Here is a 22,674-nt window from a genome sequence, read left to right as displayed (position 1 = left end):
GTCATAATGACGGCCGACCCCAGACGCAGTCCTGCGCCTGGAGATATTGATATGGCTGCTTGACGTTAATGCTCTCTCTTTACGCCTTTCTTACGGATATTGCCGCGTGGCCTTTGCGAGCTCTGCTGCGGGTCAGATCATGGCGTGGCAAAGAAGAACCCCTGCGATTGGCGGAACGCCGAGGGCTGTCTGCACTGCGCCGCCCCGAGGGCGTACTGGTGTGGTGCCACGCCGCGAGTGTTGGAGAGTCTCTGGCTGTATTGCCGCTCATTCAAAATCTAATCGACACCTCGGGAATGCATGTTCTCCTGACCACCGGCACAACCACCAGTGCACGCCTTATGGCAGAGCGCCTGCCCACGCGGGTTATTCATCAATTCGCCCCCATGGACAGACGGGCCTGGATTTCGAAATTTCTGAGTCATTGGCAACCCAACATCGCCGTTCGCATGGAATCAGAGCTGTGGCCAAACACGCTAATCGCGCTGAAAGATGGCGGCGTTCCAGTTCTCATCATCAATGGGCGCTTGTCAGGCCGCACGGTAAAAGGCTGGGCGCGATTTCCCGGTGCAGCTAAAGCCGTGATGAACTGCATTGATCTGGTTTTGGCACAATCGAACGAACACGCGGAGAAATTTCGTGCACTCGGCGCCAGGCAAGTCAAGGTCGCCAGCAATTTGAAGTTGGCGGCCCCGCCGCTGCCGGTGGACCAAAAAACGGTGGCCGAGCTAAAATCTATGATTGGTCAGCGACCACTGTGGCTTGCTGCAAGCACACACCCTGGCGAAGAAGACATCATCTTCTCTGTGCATAAAATCTTGGCCGATAAATATCCTAATGTTCTGACCATAGTTGTGCCGCGCCATCCCCATCGCGGGTCAGAGATTGTCAAACAAGGCAGAAACGAAAACCTGCAAATCGTGCACCGTGGCGCCGGTCAAGAGATTACGAACACGACCAGTATTTATGTGGCGGACACCCTCGGCGAGTTAGGGTCCTTCTTCACCGTGGCCCCTATCGTTTTTATGGGAAAAAGCCTTACCGTTAGAGACGGCGCTAAGGGTGGCCAAAATCCTATTGAACCAGCCCATTTCGAATGTGCCATAGTGTTTGGCCCGCATATGGAAAATTTCGATGATGTTGCGGCAATGATGGTGCGCAAAAAAATGGCCCTTCAGGTGGCGAATGAAAATGAACTGGCTATGACGGTTAGTGCGCTATTTGGCTCCGCAGACACCAGACAGGCTTTGGCCCTGGCCGCCAAAGAGATTGCGCTGACCGGGTCTGATGCGGTGGGAGACGTCTTAGCCGCCATTCAGGACCTCTTGAAAGTGGTGCCCAGGGGGCTCAATCATGGCTGATATGGATGCAGAAACCGAAGCGAAGTTGCGGGCTCTTAGGTTAGAGCTTGCCGAAATTTGCCTCGATGCGCGTCTGGAAAAAATATCCGCGCTTTGCAACGCTGCCTCAGGCGATGCGCTGGCAACCATGTACAACTCAGGTTTACGCCACCTGAGTATGACCAAAGCGGATCAGGCTGTCGCTGAGCGATGCCATCGCATGCTGACCGTAGAACACGACCCAGTAAGAAAATCCTGCGCCTACCTCGCTCTGTCGTTGTTTATGTTCTCATACCGGATTGAACGGTCGTTTGAACTTATTGACGTTCCGACAGAGATCGTTGCAACCATGGTCAGAGCCTTCTTGGGCCTGCCGCAGTTTTTTGACCGGGATGGTGCGCGGCGACAAGCCCTGACTCATCTGATGAAATCTGTCGAAGAGATTCATAAAGCCGCCCGCGTTATTGATGAGCCGGATTTTAGACGCGCCGTCCTGGCGGGATTTCTCGACGCCTTTATCCTGACGCCAGTTTACGGCGAAGACACTTCCCTCAAGCAGATCGCCATCCAACGGGCTGAATTGATTCAGCAGCACCTTGATATCTCTGGTGTAAGGCGAGATGCCACCGTGAGCTGGCCTACTGACATGCCCGAAAAGTTAAGCATTGGCATTTTAAGTCCAGGCTCTCAGTCAGAAATGGCCGCGATTCGAGGGCATCTATTTGGTCTGTCCAAAGACAGATTTTCAATCACCGCTTTCGTGCCAGACGCTGCCATAGATAGCGTGAGCCGCGGTGTGGATGACTTAGCCGATGCGTTAATCGCCCTGCCCGTAGATGACATTGCTGCGGCGGCAGAGATTATCGTTCAGGAAGATTTAGACATTCTTATCGGCGCGGCCAACCTGACCAATGCATGCTCCTTTCCCTGGACACAACTCATGGCCCAGCGCCTCGCCCGTCTGCAAGTTGCGATGCACGCCTGCCCGATAACCACCGGCTTTGATACCGTTGACTACTACATCAACGGCGCTTTGAATGAGTTGGAGGGATCAGAGGAAGAGTACACGGAAGACCTTATTCTTATTGAAGGGTCGTCCAACCACTATCAGTTTATCGACAGCGCGACCGAACCACAGGATTTGACGCGCAGCGACTTCAGTCTACCCGAAGACGGCATCATCTATGTGTCTGGCGCGAACGCTTTTAAAATTGGGCCTGACCTCGTGAAAGCCTGGACCGACATCCTCAGCGCCACGCCCGGCTCTCACCTTGTGCTGTATCCGTTCAATCCAAACTGGTCAGCGCAATATCCGCAGCGGCGCAGCTTTGTGCGTTTTCTAAACCAGCGGTTTACGGCGGCTGGCATCGACATTGACCGCTTACATTTACTAGAGCCTCAGCCCTCGCGTGCGCCTATTCTGGGCCTGCTTCAGTTGGCCGATGTCTACCTCGATAGCTTCCCTTACTCTGGTGCCGTCTCGGTGATTGACCCCTTGATGTGTGGTTGCCCGCCTATCGTGCTTGATGGCACACAAGCACGCTGCCGGCAAAGCGCCGCCTTGCTTGAAGAAATCGAATTGGAAGTGTTGGTCACACAATCCCCGGATGATTATGTATCCGTCGCGGTGCGATTGGGCCGCGACCAAGACTTGCGCGAGGAAATGGCCGAGGCCGTTGAAGACATGGCACGCCAGGCCGGACTTGGGCGCTCTGATTATATCGGTGGTCAGGTCGGACAGGCTTTGTGGCATATCTTTGCAGAGCGCCTAAACTCACTTTCCTGAACGATCAACCTTCTGAAGAATCGCGGCGCGTTTGCAGGGCCATCATGGCTGCTTCTAGTTGACTGATGTGATCTGCCCGGATGGCGCTTTTGACTTCGAGGTCTCCAATACGCTGTTCCTGCCCCGCATAAAACCGACCAAAGCGCACCATATCAGCGGCTTTTGCGGTTTCCCTGTAACCAATAAGATTCAGTTGGGTCCACGGCGTTGGTTGAAACACGGATAACGCATCAATGCGATCAAGAATGCGATGGCCGAACGAATTATCGTTTCGCCAATAAGACGCGCACATGGTGTACTTTTGGTCTGTCAGAAAAGCAGACACCTCGGTTACTTTCGTCGCATCTTCTGTAAAGGCTGCGTTAATCTTAACGGACTCCGGCGTGAACACCGTCACCATATGCCGCCAGTCGTCAGTCAAATGCACGATGTCACCAATGACAAGACAAGGCGCAGCATCCAGAGATGCTGGGTCGAACACATCTATCGGCAGATCTCGGGGAATGTCGCACCCCTTAAAATCCTGTACATGCAGAACGCGCCACCCTGCAACTACGTACTGCTCCATTTGGGTCGCATGCGTTGCTGACAAAAATATCACCACAGGTCGCGGCTTTAACGTCGTCTGCGCAAAAATTACCGGAATATCATCACTCATTCTAAGCCCCTGGTTCTAAGTCCCTGGTTCTAAGTCCCGGGCGTTGCCGCGATTTATACGCGTTGCTCCAGTATGCGAGCAACCTTGCTGATCAAATCATGCCAGCGCCCAATGCGCGCGGCGCGGAAGATGTGCAGGGTGCGGTACCAGGGCGAGTCATGCCGACCCTTCATCCATCGCCAATCATTGGCCGGTGACACCAAAAGCCAGACCGGCTTTTTCATGGCACCAGCGAGATGGGCCATGGCCGTATCAACCGTAATCACATAATCAAGCTGATTAACCCAAGCAGCGGTGGCACTAAAATCTGTTAACTCTGGCGCAACGTCAGTGATGTTATACTTCTTTTGTGCAGCCTGAAGCTCTGTACCGTCTGTGCCAACCTGAAGGCTATAAAAATCAACACCCGGGATCTTTAAGATCTCACCCCAAAAGGACAACGGTATGGATCTGAGATGATCGGTTTCATGCTTGGGATTTCCCCGCCAGACCAAACCAACCTTTATGCCCGCGCCTCCCAAATGTGGACGCGGCGTTTTTACCGGCACAGACACATAGGGTACAGCCCGCGGGATTGTGTTTTCTTCAATACCCAGCGCCGCTGGCAACGACATAATGGGCAGCCAATAGCTGTACTCATTAGACGGCTCCCCTGGGGCCAGCACATCAGAGATGCCGGGCACAGTCGATAAAAGGCCATGCAGCGTTGGTTGCGCCTCAATGCCGACCCTGTGTCCCTGATCAGATAAGGTTTTGGCAAAGCGCACCATTTGGATGGTATCGCCAAACCCCTGCTCGACAACAAGGAGCAAGCCTTTGCCGGTGTCACTGGAGCCATCCCACATGGGCAGATCGCGCCGCGGCGGCAGGAAACCCGCCCTCTTAAATCGCCATTCTTTGCGGACAAAACCGTCTTTCAAGTTGCCCAATAAAAGATCCAGGTTCGCTAAATTCCAATGGGCGTCGACTTGATCAGGGTCGCGCTCAATAACTTGGGTCAGCAACGTGCGGGCCGCCTCATAGCGCCCCCAGTAACGATAAATCAGCGCCAAATTAATCATCGGTCGAGACCCATTGGGGTCGAGTCTTGCAGCCTGGCGAAACCACCGCTCTGCCGCAACCAAGTTGCCCTTGCGAAACATGACGACGCCACGATTGAAAATCGCATCCACCCGCGAAGTGTTTTTTGAAGTGAGTTGCAAATACAACTGCTCAGACTCATCCAGTCTACCGAGCGACTGTAAAAGCCGGGCTTTGTCCATCAGGGCTGGCTCGTGATTTGGCTCAATCCGCAAAGCTGTGTCGAACGCTCGCTCCGCCTTATCAGTTTGACCGAGCTTCCAGTACACGGCCGCCAAAGCGTGGTGAATATCAGGGTCCCGGTTTTCTTGCTCAATAGCCAGTCCATAAAAAACCAGCGCTTGATGAAAATCTGCATCAGCAAAAGCCAACGCACCCAGTTGAGTTAAAGCGGTGATATTGGTTTCATCAACACGCAGCACCCCTTGATACAGAACTTTTGCCTGCTTCATTGCGCTGCGGGCAATGGCACCCTCCGCATCTTGCAAAAAGCCGTCGATCAGGTCTGTGTCTATTGTCATTGAGGGATTATCATGTGGAAAAGGCGATCAGCCAAGACTAAGGCTACTTATGTCATGTCTGGGAGCCGAACCATACGACGGGATGACGGGTAAGTAACGCACAGATGACCAGCACTGAAGACATAAACAGCGCCCGTGCCTTGTATTTGTCTGGTGATCTTGCGGCGGCCAAGCAAGCCTACGATAACGCTTTGGCCTCGGGCGGTTCTCTTGAGCTCTGTAACCTGGGCCTTGGCCTCATTGCCATGGACCGACAACAGGTAGACGAGGCGCTGCGTCATCTCACCATTGCCGCCCAGCCAGACGACAGTATTGAAGCCAAGATTGCCTTATCCTTGGCGCTGACAAAGGCAGACCGTTTTGAAGAAGCCCTTAGCGTCCTGGAAAAATCGGCGGCGCTGTTTCCGAATGAGAGCGCTCTCTGGCGGCTCAAAGGTAAGACAGAGCTCAAGTGCGCGCGGCGCACAGAAGCCCTGGACAGTTTTTTAAAAGCGCAAGCACTTACCCCTCAAGACACAAACATCTTAAACGACCTTGGCGTCACATGCCGCGCCTTGAAACGCTATGCCGAGGCTGAATCCTACTATCGCCAAGCAATTTCACTTAACCCGTCATTGCCCGTAGCCCACGCAAATCTGGGCAATGTTCTGGAACTGCAGGGCCGAGGCGATGAGGCTGAGCAGGCTTTAAGGACTGCGCTCAAGCTCAACCCGAAAGACCAGGACGCCGCCTATAATCTAGCGACACTCCTCATCAAACGTGAGCGCCCTCAAGAAGCAGGACCTGTTTTAGAAATTCTGCTGACCACGCACCCTGACCGCTGGGATGCCTTAACCAACCTTGCTGTCTGCAAATTGCATGTCGGGGACCTTAAGGGCGCTGAAACAGATTTAAATCGCGCCCTCAAGATGAACCCGGACAATACAGAAGCGCATTATAATTTAGCATGGCTGTTGCTGCTGACCGGTCGTTTCCAGCGCGGCTGGGAAGAACTTGAATGGCGTTGGAATCTCGATGAGTTCTCAAAACGCGCCTTCGATATGCCTGCTTGGACAGGGGATTCTCTGAATGGCCGAACAGTACTGGTGCATGCGGAGCAAGGTTTTGGAGATACGATTCAGTTTTCACGGTTTCTATCTGATATTCCAAAAGACGGCGGGCAGGTCATTTTGGAATGCCAACCGCCTTTGGTGAACCTCTTAAAAGATCTTCCCGGCCTTGATGCCATTGTCCCGGCGGGAACCACATTGCCCGCTGCGGATCTCCATACCCCCCTGCTCTCTCTCCCCAGGCTGCTCCACTATAATGGGGCACGAACACCGGCAAGTGCAGGTTATCTCGCTGCCCCTTCACAACGGTCAGCGTCACTAACCCTTGCCGACACCGGGAAACGCCGCATTGGTCTCGTCTGGGCCGGCTCACCAGACAATAAAATTGAGGGACGCCGGAAGGTGGACATCGAGTCCTTTTTATCGCTGTTTGACTCAACCGATGCAGACTTTGTCGCCCTTCAGGTCGGCCCCCGGAGCAAAGATGTCATTGCCTTCCCTGAGCAGCGGATTATTTTCCAATGCGAGGACAAAGTGAGGACCTTCGCAGATACCGCCGCGGTTATTGATCAACTCGACCTGGTGATCGGTGTGGATACATCTGTAATCCACCTCTCCGCCGCACTGGGTAAACCCACTTGGATCCTGTTACCCTTTATGCCCGATTACCGTTGGGGACTCGGGCGAGAAACCACGGCCTGGTACGACAGTATGCGGTTGTTCCGGCAGCCTGACCGTGGCGACTGGAGGCCCGTTTTCAGCCAAATCTGCCAGGCGTTAAGGTCCTGGTAATCGGAGGCTGATATGGGATTTGTTGGAATAGTTTGCAACTCGTGGTAATTTCTACGCGTTAATAGGGTTAGTACGGCCCTTATTTAGTGCGCAGAAGCGCAAACTTATGCGAGCAAGAAAGCTTCGTGGAGTAATAAAGTGGTAGGCATCCTTCAGGCCGCGCAAAACAATACGAGCGTCTTTGTTGCAACCCCGAATTTTCTCTTTGAGCAAATTCGCGATACAGCCGCTATGCGCTTTGCTGTACAAAAAGTCGCGATTGACGAAAATTTTACGGAAAAAGCAGCGCTCATTGATTCACAGAGCGACCGCTATATTTCCGTCAAAGCGCAAATCAACAATGCCAGTGTTGGGGTTGAAACCGGTCGTGAGGCCGCTGACAAAATAAGAGAGTTGTTGCTGGATCTCCGCACGACAGTCGCGCAGGCTGGAGAATCGGACGAAGATATTGAGTTTCGTGCCTCACAGTTTGACCTCGCTTTTAACAAAATCAACGACCAAGCCGACAAAATCGGCAAAGGCTTTAATATTGTCGGGGCCATCAATCGTGACGACTTTACACCCAATCAGGTGGAATACCGCAGTGATTTGGGCATTCGCACAACATTGCTTCAAGGCACGCATATTGGATCTGACTATCGCATTGAGGTTAATGACGGCACCGTCTGGATTCCCGAGCTCGGCGTTGATCTGCTGCAACAGTTCTCTCAAATTCAAGGCGTTGCGCTCAAAACCACAACCGTTGGCAATCAAGTGATCAGCAGTGCGGCCTCCACAAGAAATGCGGTCACGCTGATCAACCATGATGAAAAGACGAACGATATCACGCTGCAAATCAGCGTCGACCCGGATGCCGACCCAAAAACCTTCAACGGCAAGCTGAAAAGGAGCGGTATTGAGCTGATGCCCTCCTGGTTTTACGATGGCCTATCAACAGCAGAAGGGCGTTCTCGTGCCCAGAAAGCAATTGACAAGGCAGAAGTGCTTTTGACCCTTGGCGAAGGTAAAATTGCTGAAGCAGAGGCAAAAGTTGCGTCTGACTCGAACCGCATCGACCGCGAGTTCGACCGCTTGGCTGGGGAAAAGACAAATGCGCGCCTGAAACAGGCAGACGACGTCAATAAGCTGCTCATTGAAGGCCAGCAGCAGGTTCAAGCCATGCAGATCAATCTGGAGAACCTCAGCATTCAGCAGGAAAACTACGTTAACGCCTTTGCTGGTTTTGTCACCAGTCCCTTCACCTATGACCTTCTAACTTAAGACCTCTCGCGCCAGAGCTTAACACGTCATTTTAGCCCGGCAATAACTGCCCAGTGCGGCATAAGATTCCTCCAAACAGCCCAAAAACTCTCTCCCCGGGCTCAAGCCAAAAATCCTCTTTTCTATTTTTTTACAATGACTTAGCCACCGACCTCCGGTTTGGCCCAGCAATTGCATCCTTCTTGATGAATTCATGCGTGAACGCACAAATACGTTATTCAAGAGGGTTTCAAAATGGACGCCATCAACGCCGTAACGATCAAAACTGAGCGCAACCCAATTACGGGGTCTGCCGATGACTTCCGCAACGTCGCCGACGGGTTTGCTGCGCTCGTTCAAATTTCAGGCAAGAAAACTTCCCTGGACAGTGCGAAGAGCAACGCGGAAGGCGAGTTGATGCGCCTGGATGACAGCCGGGATCTGGTGCGTGATAGCCACAAACTTAATGACACCGATGCTGACAAAACTGACCGCGACGACGCGACAGAGGGTGACGACAATAAAGACGATACCCGCAAAGCCGACGACACAGATAACGAAGACTCAGACAAAAACACATCAGAGTCATCAGACTCGGAAACGTCCGAAGACACAGATGGCACAGGCGACGATCAAACCGCCGCTAGCACCGATGGCAACGCAGAAGGCCAACCACAAGTCGCAGGTGATGGCTTTGGTGCAGACTTAAGCGTTATCGAAGGTGCCGCCGCTGCCGCAGCAACGACTCAAGTTAAAACAACTGTTGAAGCGATCGTTACCAACACGACCGTTGATAAAACAGTAAAAGTCGCTACCGCCGCTGATACCGGAACGACTCAGACTGGTGTACAATCGCAGCAGCAGGCTGACGCTGGTGTACAACAAATTGCAGCCGCGCAGTCTACTAAGACTGAAACAACGGCGACACCGACCCAAACGCAGACTGTTCAAACGGCCGCTGCAGCAAACCAAACGCAAACAACATCAAATCAAACCACAGCCGCACAGGCCAACCCAGCGCAAACCCAACAAGGGCAGCAGGTGGTGCAAGAGCGTGTTCAAAATCAATCAACGGAAAGCCGTTCAGCCGCTGCGCAGGCACAGTCACAAGACTTGTCAAAGCGCCTTGGCGACTCAACACGTGCTCAAGTGCAAGTTAATGTTACCGGCCAACAGGCCAATCAAACAGCCACTGAACCAAGCCCCTTCAATCGTTTTGTCGGTTATAACGCTGGTGACTCCCGTACCGTTTCCACGGCCAACGGCCAGGCTGGAACCGGCAATGCGACGAACGCCGCCTTAAACAATGCGAACACCCCGGCTGAGAAGCCCGCAGTGCAGACCGCCGCTCCCATCCCAACGTCTACACCGCAACCTCACACACAGCCTTCTCAGCCGGGGACAGCTTCAGGTCTGCCACGCGCAGAGCTCTCTGGCACACCAGCGCGCGGTGACAGCGGATTGAGTCAAGCCGGAACCGGACAAACCAATTCTGGTGCGACAAGTGCGCCACAACCAGCGGCGCAAGCGACTGCGCTTCAAAGTGGTCCGTCTTTTGCGCCAACGGCGCAAGCAGCGACCGGAGCAGAGCGCCCCCCTGCACCTACGTCTTCGCAGGTTGTTGAGCAGATTAAGGTGAACATCAACAAAGGCGTTAAAGCCGGTCTGGATCGCGTCACCATTCAACTGCGGCCTGAAAACCTCGGAAAAATCGAAGTGAAGATGGAACTTTCACAAGACGGCAAGGTCCGCGCCTTCGTGACAGCTGACACCAAAGAGACTCTTGATCTTCTGCAACGCGATGCTCGTGGATTAGAGAAAGCGCTGCAAGATGCCGGCCTAAGAACAGACTCAAACAATCTGCATTTTGCCTTAAAGAGCGACACGCCAGAGCAAAATGCCAAGAACGCCAAAAACGGTAGCGGACCGGCTGCCAACGACAATGCGGACGAAGAAGCAGATGAGTCTCTCATCGCTGAAGAAGAATACGACCGCGCGTTCGCTGCCGCTTCTCGCGGCGGTGTGGATCAACTGGTCTAAAGCGCGACAGGAGCGAGCAGAACCATGTCTGACCTTTCAACAAATATTACCGGCCTTATTGGTGGCTCAAACAGCCAGGCGCTGAGTTCTTCGGATGCTGACCGGAACAAGCTTGCCAAAGACTTAGATTCGTTCCTGACACTTTTGACATCCCAGCTAAAGAACCAAGATCCTCTCTCACCCATGGACTCGACAGAGTTCACCAATCAGCTGGTTCAATTTGCGCAAGTTGAGCAACAGATCAATTTGAACGAGAGCATGTCCGAAGTTGTTGATTTGACGCAACAAAGCATCGTGACCAGCGCCGTTAATTACATGGGCGAAACTATTGAAGCCGCCAGCGATCAAGTGCCGTTACAGAACGGCATTGCCCGCATGGCCTATGGTCTGGGCGCAGACAGCACAGCCACAACCGTGGTTATTCGCGACGGTACGGGCGAGATCGTCCACACTGAGGCTGGACAAACCACAGCAGGCGTTCATGAGCTGACCTGGGATGGAACGCACAAAGACACCGGACAACAGCTTCCGGATGGTACCTACTCCGTAGAAGCAACAGCTCTGGGTAAGGGTGAAGAGCAAGTACCAACGTGGACCACCACATTTGGCCGGGTCACGGGCCTAACCAATGTGAACGGAACAACCGTGCTGTTGATGGACAAAGTCGCAGTGCCCATTCAGCAGATTTTATCTGTCAGTGAAACCATACCGGAGCAGCAGCAACAAAGCTGAGCACGTTAGGAAGAAATTAACCGCCGCCAGGACAATCTGCCACTTCAGGCAAACCGTGTGCGGCACACGTAAGGAGACATAAGATGTCACTTTTTGGGGCTTTATTTTCAGGCGTTTCAGGACTGCAGGCACAGTCAAGCGCTATGGGCGCCATCGCTGATAACGTAACCAACATCAATACGATTGGTTACAAGGCGACTCAGGTGAACTTCAAAACCCTGGTCACTTCTCAGGTGTCCCTGACGCAATACTCACCGGGTGGTGTGCAATCTGCACCGCGGCAAAGTGTCGACTTACAGGGCCTCCTGCAGGCCACGACCGCGTCGACGGATATCGCGCTCTCTGGCCAAGGATTTTTTGTGGCGAACGAAGCTGCCGAACCTGCCCGTGGCGACCAATTTGTCTTCACCCGCGCTGGGTCATTCAGAGTGGACCAAGAAGGTTTCCTGCAAAACGTTGGCGGCTATTATATGCAAGGCTGGCCATTGAGCTTCTTTGACGGCAGCCAAGGTGCCGCACAAGTTCAGGTTGGTAACAACACCTTTATGAAGTCCTACATTAACGAATCTGGCGACCGGGTTCTGATCAACGATAACGTGATTGACGAACGCAACTTGCGCCCGATCAACCTGCAGACGATTGGTGGAACCGCCTCCCCCACCACAACGGTCGCGATCGGTGCGAACTTACCGGCCGAAGCGTTGGTCGGAGAGTCAGAACGGGTCAACAACCTGATCTTTGACTCTCTCGGCAACCCACACAATCTGACGTACGAATTCCGCAAGACGGCGGCCAACAACTGGAACTTCGCAGTTGAGCAACCTGCTCAATCCGCAGTGATTGAGATGTCCAGCCAGAACGGTGAAACATACTTCTCATCAGGTCGCCTTGATTTCCTGGATCAATTCACTTCACCCATGACAGGGACCATCAACATGACGGCCGGTGACGGCGACGTCGTGACGATTATTCTGAACGATGGCGGCGGTGATGACACGGTTTACAACCCTGGTGCCACAGACACGACACTTGAAGTTGATGTTGCAGGTCGGACATTAAGCCAGATTTTGGATGAAGTGGCGGACCGGGTTGACACCTTCCTGACCGATGCAACGGTCTTCGGTGCTGCCCCAACCCCTCCCGGCAACTGGGCCCGCCGGATCTCTGGCGAAAATGGCATCACGTTCGATCAGGCTGCAGAAACGGGTGGTGGCAACGTGGCCATGACCTTTACCGCAAACATCAATGACGCCGACGGCGACTCTGTTGTGTTCCAAAATGACACCGCCGGATACTCAGTGCCGCTGCTCAGTGCAACGACCGGTTGGTACGATCTGTCAGCAGGTACCTTAGGAACAAACGCGATTGAATTTAGCGGCAGTGGCACGGCCCAAAACATGTTCGGCCTCGATTCCTCGCAGGCGAACTCGCCGCGGCATACCTTGGAAATTGTTTGGGCCAACGGCGCTGAAAACATGGAATCGGGCAACTCAAACAGTCCAGCGATTGAAGTGTTTGTCGGCAACTACGGCACACCTGACGGTCTCACCCAGCTTTCTGGCAACTTCCAGCTCAACTTCTTGCAGCAAAATGGTGCGAAGTTCGGCAACTTTGCTGGGGTATCAGTTGGACAAGACGGCATTGTTACAGCGCTGTTCGACAACGGTGTAACGCGCCCGGTCTTCCAGATTCCCGTAGCGACCTTCACCAATCCGAACGGCCTGAGTAACGTCAGTGGCAACGTGTGGATTTCAACTGACTTCTCAGGCAACCCGGTGTTGCGTGAAGCCGGGGACGCTGGCGCGGGGTCTGTCAACTCAGCCGCACTTGAAGCCTCAACGGTGGACCTCGGGCAAGAATTCACGCGGATGATTACCACGCAGCGCGCCTATTCGTCCGCCGCGAAGGTGATCACCACATCTGATGACATGCTGGACGAACTGCTGAGAATTAAGCGTTAAGCCTAAACGCATAAACGAGACAAAACCCCGAAGCTTAATCGCTTTGGGGTTTTTATTTGGTGGTTGGAAATGAGTTGATTCGCGGCTCACCGCACGAATATGTATCTGTGGTTGTTGGCATCATCCTGGGTCAAGACTCGTGCACTAGAGCAAAGCTCACCAAAGAAGGCGAGCGTCTCTTCAACTCTATCGTGACCGACATCAACAATAATCACTGAGCCCTCTCTTGTTTGGTTGCGAAAGATGGCTTCATATTCATCAAATCCGTATAAGAAGCAGCAAGATCTCAAAGAGATGATCAGGTCGAAAGTATCGATTAAGTCAGGAGACTTAATGTTAAGTCCGTTATCCCTTAAAAGCTGATGAGCCGATTTTAATGATTCTTCGTCCGTATCTATAAGCGAGAACGTTTTTGCACGTTGACCTATTTGATTGATAAAAATATTTGCCGCGCCTACGCCACAACCTATATCCAACACACTTTCGACTGTGGTTGGAATTAGCCTCTGAATCTCGAACACATCATCAAGAACCCACAGCGCAATATACAATGGGGATAGATCAACTGTTGCCACGCTGTCATGACCGGCAAGCAAAGTATCCTTATATGCTGCAAAATTCATTGCGACTTGTCTTTGCCAAACTTTCGAGCCTTTACCAACTAAAGACCCCTTAAACTCTGACAGCGATCTCGCACTATCCATATTGACGACCACTTCTCCGCCATGATCAAGGTACGGGCCGACATCAACAAAATAGCTTTGCCCCTTTTGAGCCCCATCTCGCCAAGCCTGTTGAATCAAGCTATTCTTTGCTAGGTTCTCATGCAGATTATTGGCCGATACATCGTCAGAAAGAAACGCCCGCAGATCAGGTATAGTAGGGAGAATCGCTTCATACTCAGGCACCTGTGAGGCTATGTTCATCCAACTTTCGATAACTGAGGGTTTTATGGCTGGTTGGGTCATTCAGAATTCTACTGTTAAGATTTAAAATCTAAGCCGACATCAAGGCAGGGTGCGGAATGGGTGATCCACCCGACTGAAATGACGTCTACGCCACTTTCTGCAACGGCGGCAACGGTGTCTAAAGTAATTGACCCTGAAGCTTCAACAATGGCTTTGCCATTTATCTGCTTCACAGCCTGCGCCATGGTCGCAGGATCCATATTGTCCAGCATGATCACGTCCGCACCGGCTTCCAACGCGGCTTCGATTTGATCAAGGCGGTCCACTTCCACTTCAACCTTCACCATATGCCCAACTTTGGATTTGGCGTGCCGCACAGCAGCGGCAACGCCCTGGGCTGCGACAACGTGGTTATCTTTAATCAACAAACCGTCGCCCAAACCAAAGCGATGGTTATATCCGCCGCCACATCTGACGGCGTATTTTTCGAGCGCCCGAAGTCCAGGCGTGGTTTTACGGGTGCAGCAAATCCTCGCTTGTGTGTGTGCAACGGCATCAACAAGCTTACGTGTTTCAGTTGCAACGCCAGAGAGATGACCCAGAAAATTCAAGGCTGTGCGCTCGGCTGTCAATAGCGACTGAGCCAAACCTGACACACGTAGAACAACGCTGCCCGGCTTAACACTCTGACCATCTTCAATGCAGATTTGTGTCGTTACAGCAGGATCAACTGCCGCAAACACCCGTGCCGCGATCGCAACACCCGCCACAACGCCGGACTTCCGCGCGGCAATTTCAGCACTGGCTTGTGTCCCCGGATGGACCGTCAATCCAGATGTAACATCACCTGCCGTGCCAATATCTTCGGCTAACGCAACCTGAATAATTGGGTCAAGCAGCGTAAGCGGTAACGGGCGAACTGGCGCAGTCATTGGTATACCTGCAAGCCCCCAGCATCAGACGGCGTTAAGCGCCAGGCTTCCAGCCATTCAACATCCGGTCAACAGCGCGTCGTGCGTTGCCTGCGATCGCTGGGTCAATGGTCACTTCGTGTTCCATGTTCTGCAATGCCGTCAGAATGTTATCCAACTCGATGCGCTTCATGTGCGGACACAAATTACAGGGTTTTACGAATTCAATATCGGGATACTGAGCTGAAACGTTATCGCTCATGGAGCATTCCGTCACCAACACAACACGACCCGGATTATGCTCACCAACATAATCGGCCATGCCCGCTGTTGAGCCTGAGTAATCTGCTTCGTCAATCACATCTGGTGGACACTCTGGGTGTGCCAATACAACAACACCGGGATAATTCTCGCGGAAGTCGCGAATATCCTGCGGCGTAAATTGTTCATGGACCTCGCAGCGGCCTTTCCACGTTATAATTTTGACATTGGTTTCGCGCGCAACGTTTAGCGCTAGGTACTCGTCAGGCAGCATGATGACCTGATCAACGCCAAGAGATTCAATAATCTGCTTGGCATTGCCTGACGTGCAGCAGATGTCAGACTCTGCTTTAACGTCGGCTGATGTGTTCACGTAAGTCACAACGGGCGTACCAGGGTATTTCTCTTTCATCAGGCGTACATCTGCCCCCGTGATAGAAGCGGCCAAGGAGCACCCAGCATGTAAATCGGGAATAAGAACCGTCTTATCGGGATTAATAAGCTTTGCCGTCTCAGCCATAAAGTGGACGCCGGCCATAACAATAACATCCGCATCCGTATCAACCGCATGACGTGCAAGAGCCAAGGAGTCGCCAACAATGTCTGCGACACAGTGGTAAATTTCTGGGGTCATATAGTTATGACCCAGGATCACGGCATTGCGTTCAGCCTTGAGCCGATTGATCGCATCAATCTTTGGCGCGTGAACCGCCCACTCAATTTCAGGAATGACCTTTTTAACCCGCTCGTACATAGGGGCCATCCGCGTTTGGATGTCCTCGTTATAGGTTAAGTCCAGTGGAGCGCTATTTGACGCGTTCATGCCAATACTTTCATTTGCGATTAAATGACACTTATACTTATTTTGAGCATATGGGGAGCCTATAAAAAAGGCATGCTTATGCTCGCTATGAGCGGAAGGTAGGTATCCGCGATCAAGAAGTCAAGAAAACCAATGCGGTAGACAATATTCGTATCAACCTCAACGCCAGGATGAGACGCTAAAATTATAGAAAAGGACTATTTTGTGCGCCTTCCACGCGGCATTCGCACGCCAGGGGCTGGCCTTTCGCGCACCACATCCCGCCGAAATCTGAACAATTCAGCAGGCCGACCACCAGTCTCAGCTGAGACTCGGCCCGTCGGTTCTACGAGTCCTTCAGCGGCAACGAGGCGTCTGAAATTTTGCTTGTGCAAAGGCGCACCTGCGAGTCCCTCAACAGCACGTTGCAGTTGGAAAAGAGTAAATGCCGGGGGCATAACCTCAAAAATCACTGGCCGATACCTAATCTTGCCACGTAACCGACCAAGGGCCGTCGCCAGAATTCTGCGATGATCCTGATGTAAGGGCAGGCCCGTCCGGGGATGCGCCTCAGTCTGGCCTTCGCCCGTTTTTATGCGTCCGTCGGTAACGGTTTCGGCCACCAATCCGGCTTCATAGAGCAGTTCATAGCGCTCTAACACGCGGTCGGCGTCCCACCCTACATCATTGAAACCAAAGGCAATTTCAGCTCTTTCACGGCGCAAACGTTTGGATTTTGCATCCTCAGCGGACGCCGCCCACAGCAAAATCTCCGGCTGGATGACATCCTCAATGAGACTCGGCCGACCGCTGCGCCAATCTTCCCAGGGAAACAACCGATACCAGTCAAACCAGTCCGACCCAGCCGGACGACGCGCCGAGGATTGGCGCACCAATGCCACATAACCAACAGTAATCGAGCGTGCGCCGCCGGCAATGGCAACAGGATCGCGAAAGCGGTCTCCAAAAGTATAAAGCTGCTCTACAAATCCTAAATTTAATCCTGTCTGACTTTCAACCCAACGACGCAACCCCTCTTCCATGGTCCGGTCCGAAGATGGGTTAAAAGGCCCGAACGGCAGCCGTGGCCGCGCACTGGCTTCGCTAGCGGGATCACTGGCTTTAACCAGCAGCACCCGGGGTTCATCCAACGTGACCGTCGCGATCACAGCACTGAGATCAAGCACCACGGCCTCTGCTGACTCTGATTCTGGTCGGTTTTTCATAGGAATTTTATAAGCCACCCACTGCGATCAGCAATAACCCGGCAAATCTTGCCGGGTGTTAACGTCTTCTTCACTCAGCCCTCTTAACGTCCAAACCTAGAGGCAACAAAAGCTTTTTGGCCTGAAAGATCAGAAAAGTCTGGGACGACAAGAGACTTTAGGCCATTTGGGAAAGGGACCAAACGTGAATCCGTTTACGCAGCAGCTCAAAAACCTTGGGCCTGCCCGATTGGCCGCCATGGCAGGCGTCGCTGTCGGGTTAATCGCATTCATTATCTTCTTTGCGACGCGGTTTTCCACACAACCTATGGAATTGCTCTACGGCAATCTCAGCACGACCGACTCGCGTGAAATTACGCGGCAGTTGGAATTGTCGGGGATCAAGTTTCAGGTCGAGGAAGATGGCGCTGAGATTATGGTGCCCGCAGACCAGGTAACGCAAGTGCGTCTCCAGATGGCTGAACAAGCCCTCCCCACCGGTGGATCAGTGGGTTACGAGTTGTTCGACAATATGGATGCCCTCGGCGCAACCAACTTCATGCAAAACGTGAACTTGGTCCGGGCCCTGGAAGGTGAGTTGGCGCGGACCATTCGATCAATTGAAGGGGTGCAGTCTGCCCGCGTCCATTTGGTGATGCCACAACGGGAGATGTTTACCCGCGAAGTGCAAGACCCCAGCGCATCTGTGTACATCAAAATGTCAGCCGGTCGCCTCGCCCCCAATCAGGTCAATGCGGTTCAGCATATGATTGCGTCTGCGATCCCAAAACTGATGCCATCCAATATCTCGATTGTTGATGAACGCGGCACGCTGCTGTCCCGCACGTTTGGCAACGACGATGAAATGGTTGCCGTGCAACAAGATGAAGCGCGGATCAAACTCGAAAACCGTCTGTCCAGCGCCATTGTTGCCATGGTCGAGAGCTCTTTGGGCCCTGGCAAAGTCAGGGCTGAAGTTCGCGCCGAAATGGATTTCGACCGTGTTGTCACGGAAGAAGAAATATACGATCCTGATGGCCAGGTGCCACGATCAACGGTCACAGTTGATGAAAACCTGGAGACCTTAGATTCAGACCCCGACAACGTCACGGTCGGACAGAACCTGCCCGATGCTCAGTTCCAAAACCAAGGCGGGCCTAGGTCTTCAACCTCTGAGCAAAGAACAGAGGAAACGGTCAACTTTGAAATTTCAAAGCGCGTCGTAAACCAGATTCGTGAGTCTGGCGTTGTCCGGCGTCTTTCCGTCGCCGTCCTTGTTGATGGCAACTATGTCGAAGACGAAAATGGCGAGCGCGTTTATCAAGCTTTACCGACGGAGACGATGGATAAGTTAGAGTCCCTTGTGCGTTCGGCTATTGGGGCCGACGCGGCGCGGGGTGATCAAATTGAAGTCATCAATATGCCGTTCACGAGCTTTGATGACCTTGCCGGTGACATTGAACCCTTCGACTTGTTTGGCTTCTCCAAAGAAGAAGTCATGCGCATGGCCGAAGGTCTGGGTGTGGCCATCGTCGCTGTCCTGGTCATTCTACTCGTCGTGCGTCCGTTGGTCACGAAAGCCTTTGAGTCCATGCCCGCAGAAGATGCCTTATTGTCGGCGGATGGCGGATTGGCGCAACTCACTGGTCCTGGTGGCATGCCAATGCCGATGCCCACTGAGGATGAAGATGAAGACCTGGATGAACTGATTGATATCGATAAGGTTGAAGGTCGTGTGAAAGCCTCAAGCCTGCGCAAGATTAACGATATCGTTGATAAACACCCTGAAGAAGCAATCTCAATTTTCCGGACCTGGCTGTATCAAGAAGCTTAGCCAGACCTGGGATGAATTGAAGGAATTGCCAATAGGGCTGCGGCATGTGCTGCGTTATATTAAGACTGTACTGAGCCCGCCTCCCAGTTAGACGGTCTCAAAAGACGAAGGAGCAAGGGATATGGCCCGGGTTAAAGAAGACTATCGTAGCCTGACCGGCCCGCAGAAGGCTGCAATCATGATGCTCTCGCTTGGCGAAGAGCAGGCTGGCAAGCTGTTCAACATGATGGAAGACGATGAAATTAAAGAGCTGTCCCAGATCATGGCCAGTCTCGGAACCGTCGGCGCTAACCTTGTGGAACGACTCTTTGTCGATTTTGCGGATGCCATTTCCAACACCGGCTCGCTTGTCGGGTCATACGAATCAACAGAACGCCTGCTGATCAAGAGTTTGGATAAAGATCGCGTTTCCACCATCATGGAAGAAATTCGTGGTCCTGCCGGTCGCACCATGTGGGACAAGCTGGGCAACGTTCATGAGCAAGTGCTCGCCAACTACCTTAAGAATGAATACCCGCAGACTGTTGCCGTTGTTCTTTCTAAGGTTAAACCTGACCACGCCTCCCGTGTTCTCTCGTTGCTCCCTGAAGGGTTTGCGATGGAAGTCGTGATGCGTATGCTTCATATGGAATCGGTGCAAAAAGACGTTTTGGAAAGCATCGAGAAAACACTGCGCACCGAGTTCATGTCCAATCTGGCGCGTACAGCACGTCGCGACAGCCACGAGATGATGGCCGAGATTTTCAACAACCTGGACCGCAACACGGAAAGTCGGTTCCTCACGGCTTTGGAAGAGCGCAATCGCGAATCAGCCGAGAAGATCAAACAACTTATGTTTACCTTCGAAGATCTTATCCGACTGGACTCCAATGCGATCCAAACGCTGTTGCGCCATGTCGAGAAAGACAAGCTGGGTATCGCGCTCAAAGGATCGTCCGACGATCTCAAAGAACTGTTCTTTGGCAACATGTCAGAACGCGCCGGCAAGATGCTCAAAGACGATATGGAAGCACTTGGACCATTGCGTTTGCGCGATGTCGAAGAATCTCAAAACGTTGTCGTAGCCCTCGCCAAGGAGCTGGCCAACTCTGGTCAGATCGTTATTTCCGAAGGCAAGGACGACGACGAGTTGGTCTACTAAGACAATTAGGACTTAGAGAAAAACACCATGTCACCCGCCAGATCAGCCTCGGCACGTTCCAAGCCGTTCACATTTGATCGCTCGTTCGACGATCCGTCGAAGGTCTATCTGCCTGGCGAAAAATATGGGCCAGCCGTCGAGATTAAGATCCCAAAAAAGGTGCCAACCAAAGACACCGCCAACAAAGCCAAAGAGACAGAGCCTGAAGCGCCGCCGCCACCGCCTAAAATTTACACCGAAGCTGATCTGGAGGCCGCTAAAGAAGACGGCTATGTGGAAGGGCACACAGCTGCCCTTGAAGAAGCGGAAACCGCCAGAGAGCATTACGCGGCTGACGCCCTAAATCTGATCAGCGAGGGTCTGGGCGCGTTGACCGCGCATCAGGACAAAGCCAACGCGGAAATTGGCCAGACAGCAATGCGTATGGTGTATGCCATTATTGAGAAAGTCGTTCCGGAGCATGCTCAAGCCAGTGCTATAGAATCTGTTGAAGCCTTGGTCCGCGAAGTTTTGCCACTGGTCTACGAAGAACCCAAATTGACGGTCCGCACACACACTATGATTGCTGAGGACGTTCAAAATCAATTGAACACGATTTGTGAAAAATCAAACTTCAATGGCGAAATATCTGTCGTACCCGATTACGAATTGCAGCCGGGCGATTGCCGGGTCGAATGGAATGGCGGCGGCGCTGACAGAAACGAAGACCGCCTTTGGAAAGAAATCCGCACCATTGTGGAAGAAAATGTTGGCGCCGTAGACGTCCAAGCCATGGATGCAGCCGCAGATGCCATTCCAGACGATGATATTTCAGCGGATGGTGCTACAGAGGATGCCATCTTAACCGATTCTGCAGAGCCGAACGCAGCAGATAACGCATCAGAGGAAAGTTCGAGCACCGCGATTCAAGACGCAGCTCTCTCAGAACAGGCAGAAACAGTTGTGTCTGATCAGGATGAAGCGCAACAAGGCGGGCTGGAACAAGATGGGTCGGAACAAAACAAAGAGCCGGAATCACTGGCCACAGACGAGACGACAAGCGAGAATGATACTATTACTGAAAACAAGCCTGAACCGTCAGGCAGCAACTGATAAACCGCATTTAATCACGTGGGGCCGCCCGACGAGGGGCGGAAATGATTATGGCAGATGACGACGATGACATCCCTGAAGGCGCTGATGCGTCCGAAGATAGTGATGACCGGGCTGACGACGGCGACCTTGGCTTGAAAGAGCTCTCAGGTGAGCTCGCGTCCGCCCAGAAGGACAAAGGCGACGCCTTTGATGATCCGCCGGTTGATGTTCCTGACAAGCCGCGATCGGCACAGGACCTCGAAGCCGTTTACGATATTCCCGTGCGCGTATCGGCTGTCTTAGGTAAATCGTCCATGCAAGTGAACCAGTTGCTCAAGTTGGGGCGCGGCGCGGTTGTGGAATTGGATCGCAAAGTCGGCGAAGCCATCGACATTTATGTCAATGATCGTCTGGTTGCGCGTGGTGAAGTTGTGGTTGTTGATGAACGTCTCGGCATCACCATGACAGAAATCATTAAGACACAACGGAACTGACCACCCTATGTCCGACACCGCAGACATAACCGCTGCGCCGCGTCGCACAATCATTGATGGCGCAACCATACTTGGTCTTGGCTGCGCCTTCACCTTGATCGTCGCGGCAATTATTATTGGTGGCACGGCAGACTTTTTCTTCAACGTCCCAGCGGCGCTTATTGTCGTTGCAGGAACACTTGCGGTCACAACAATCTGCTTTAGCTTCAGGGACATTGCCCAAACCGGCGCTGTTCTCGGCACAACCGTTGTGTATCGTGAGCATGATGCACGCGACACCGCCTATACGATGCTTGAGCTGTCTGACTTCTGCCGTATGAACGGCGCCCTCAAACTTCAGGGTGCCCCACTATTGCGTTTTGTCAGCGAGCCGTTCTTGCACAAAGGACTAGGGCTGGTGATCGACGGTCTGGGCGAAAAAGAAATCAATGAAATTCTGGGCCAAGACCTCATGTCAACCAGCCAGCGTCATATGCGTGCCGCAAGTGTGTTGCGCAAGGCCGCTGAGATTGCCCCGGCCATGGGACTGATCGGAACGTTGATCGGATTGGTGCAGATGTTGGGACGTTTACAAGATCCCGATGTTATTGGCCCAGCCATGGCTGTTGCGCTTTTAACCACATTTTACGGCGCTATTCTGGCCACAATGGTGTTTAACCCGCTCGCCTCTAAGCTTGAGCGCAACGCCGCGAATGAGCACCTGATCAACCAGATTTATATGACGGGCGTCATCGCCATCGCGCGTAAAGACAATCCACGGCGGCTTGAATTGCAGCTCAACAGCGCTTTGCCGCCAGATCGCAAAGTAAAATATTTTGATTAATACCGTTGCCCTGATAGATCAGG

Annotated in this window: 18 protein-coding genes; 12 read left to right on the top strand and 6 right to left on the bottom strand. The window is 52.8% G+C overall.

Annotated elements, in window-relative coordinates; genetic code table 11:
* Nucleotides 1–68 precede the first annotated feature (68 nt).
* A complete protein-coding gene (locus tag RIC29_08725) occupies nt 69–1,361 on the top strand; it encodes a 3-deoxy-D-manno-octulosonic acid transferase (protein ID MEQ8734994.1) in 1,293 nt (430 codons plus the stop codon).
* The gene (locus tag RIC29_08720; GenBank protein MEQ8734993.1) at nt 1,354–3,126 is read left to right on the top strand and encodes a hypothetical protein; all 1,773 of its coding nucleotides are present in this window, start codon (nt 1,354–1,356) and stop codon (nt 3,124–3,126) included. The genes RIC29_08725 and RIC29_08720 overlap by 8 nt, the downstream gene beginning before the upstream one ends.
* A gap of 4 nt (nt 3,127–3,130) precedes the next feature.
* On the opposite strand, the gene RIC29_08715 is transcribed toward RIC29_08720, so the two are convergent.
* Both RIC29_08715 and RIC29_08710 read right to left on the bottom strand, forming a co-directional pair.
* Nucleotides 3,131–3,784: a hypothetical protein gene (locus RIC29_08715; protein MEQ8734992.1), complete on the bottom strand. Its 654-nt coding sequence runs from the start codon at nt 3,782–3,784 to the stop codon at nt 3,131–3,133.
* Between the two features lie 53 nt (nt 3,785–3,837).
* Nucleotides 3,838–5,385, bottom strand: a complete 1,548-nt coding sequence (locus RIC29_08710; GenBank protein MEQ8734991.1) for a tetratricopeptide repeat-containing glycosyltransferase family protein — start codon at nt 5,383–5,385, stop codon at nt 3,838–3,840.
* Between the two features lie 104 nt (nt 5,386–5,489).
* Here RIC29_08710 and RIC29_08705 point away from each other — a divergent pair, with 104 nt between their 5' ends.
* From RIC29_08705 to RIC29_08685, 5 genes are all read left to right on the top strand, one after another.
* Nucleotides 5,490–7,226, top strand: coding sequence for a tetratricopeptide repeat protein (locus tag RIC29_08705; GenBank protein ID MEQ8734990.1), 1,737 nt, complete (start codon nt 5,490–5,492; stop codon nt 7,224–7,226).
* A 138-nt stretch (nt 7,227–7,364) separates the two neighbouring features.
* Nucleotides 7,365–8,486 (top strand): hypothetical protein, encoded by a 1,122-nt coding sequence (locus tag RIC29_08700; GenBank protein MEQ8734989.1) that lies wholly within the window; start codon nt 7,365–7,367, stop codon nt 8,484–8,486.
* Nucleotides 8,487–8,720: 234 nt separating this feature from the next.
* Entirely contained in the window at nt 8,721–10,505 is a 1,785-nt protein-coding gene (locus RIC29_08695) for a flagellar hook-length control protein FliK (GenBank protein ID MEQ8734988.1), read from the top strand.
* A gap of 24 nt (nt 10,506–10,529) precedes the next feature.
* Nucleotides 10,530–11,237, top strand: a complete 708-nt coding sequence (locus RIC29_08690) for a flagellar hook assembly protein FlgD (GenBank protein ID MEQ8734987.1) — start codon at nt 10,530–10,532, stop codon at nt 11,235–11,237.
* A gap of 83 nt (nt 11,238–11,320) precedes the next feature.
* Nucleotides 11,321–13,198 carry a flagellar hook-basal body complex protein gene (locus RIC29_08685; GenBank protein ID MEQ8734986.1) on the top strand — a complete coding sequence of 626 codons (1,878 nt, stop codon included), beginning with the start codon at nt 11,321–11,323 and terminating at the stop codon, nt 13,196–13,198.
* An 86-nt stretch (nt 13,199–13,284) separates the two neighbouring features.
* Here the strand turns inward: RIC29_08685 and RIC29_08680 are convergent, their stop codons facing one another.
* From RIC29_08680 to RIC29_08665, 4 genes are all read right to left on the bottom strand, one after another.
* Nucleotides 13,285–14,166 carry a class I SAM-dependent methyltransferase gene (locus RIC29_08680; GenBank protein MEQ8734985.1) on the bottom strand — a complete coding sequence of 294 codons (882 nt, stop codon included), beginning with the start codon at nt 14,164–14,166 and terminating at the stop codon, nt 13,285–13,287.
* 14 nt (nt 14,167–14,180) lie between these two features.
* Nucleotides 14,181–15,038, bottom strand: coding sequence for a carboxylating nicotinate-nucleotide diphosphorylase (gene nadC / locus RIC29_08675; protein ID MEQ8734984.1), 858 nt, complete (start codon nt 15,036–15,038; stop codon nt 14,181–14,183).
* A 34-nt stretch (nt 15,039–15,072) separates the two neighbouring features.
* Nucleotides 15,073–16,101: a quinolinate synthase NadA gene (gene nadA / locus RIC29_08670; GenBank protein ID MEQ8734983.1), complete on the bottom strand. Its 1,029-nt coding sequence runs from the start codon at nt 16,099–16,101 to the stop codon at nt 15,073–15,075.
* Nucleotides 16,102–16,298: 197 nt separating this feature from the next.
* Nucleotides 16,299–17,306 carry a hypothetical protein gene (locus RIC29_08665; GenBank protein ID MEQ8734982.1) on the bottom strand — a complete coding sequence of 336 codons (1,008 nt, stop codon included), beginning with the start codon at nt 17,304–17,306 and terminating at the stop codon, nt 16,299–16,301.
* A 184-nt stretch (nt 17,307–17,490) separates the two neighbouring features.
* On the opposite strand from RIC29_08665, the gene fliF reads away from it, so the two are divergent.
* From fliF to RIC29_08640, 5 genes are all read left to right on the top strand, one after another.
* Entirely contained in the window at nt 17,491–19,119 is a 1,629-nt protein-coding gene (gene fliF / locus RIC29_08660; GenBank protein ID MEQ8734981.1) for a flagellar basal-body MS-ring/collar protein FliF, read from the top strand.
* A gap of 121 nt (nt 19,120–19,240) precedes the next feature.
* A complete protein-coding gene (gene fliG, locus RIC29_08655) occupies nt 19,241–20,260 on the top strand; it encodes a flagellar motor switch protein FliG (protein ID MEQ8734980.1) in 1,020 nt (339 codons plus the stop codon).
* 27 nt (nt 20,261–20,287) lie between these two features.
* Nucleotides 20,288–21,352, top strand: coding sequence for a FliH/SctL family protein (locus RIC29_08650; protein ID MEQ8734979.1), 1,065 nt, complete (start codon nt 20,288–20,290; stop codon nt 21,350–21,352).
* Nucleotides 21,353–21,402: 50 nt separating this feature from the next.
* Complete coding sequence (gene fliN, locus RIC29_08645) at nt 21,403–21,828, top strand: flagellar motor switch protein FliN (protein MEQ8734978.1); 426 nt, start codon at nt 21,403–21,405, stop codon at nt 21,826–21,828.
* A 7-nt stretch (nt 21,829–21,835) separates the two neighbouring features.
* A complete protein-coding gene (locus RIC29_08640; protein MEQ8734977.1) occupies nt 21,836–22,651 on the top strand; it encodes a MotA/TolQ/ExbB proton channel family protein in 816 nt (271 codons plus the stop codon).
* Nucleotides 22,652–22,674: the final 23 nt, after the last annotated feature.

Source organism: Rhodospirillaceae bacterium (assembly GCA_040219235.1).
Taxonomy (GTDB): Bacteria; Pseudomonadota; Alphaproteobacteria; order Rhodospirillales; family Rhodospirillaceae; genus WLXB01.
The sequence above is the reverse complement of the archived record's forward strand: the minus strand, read 5'-3'. Positions and strand labels throughout refer to the sequence as shown.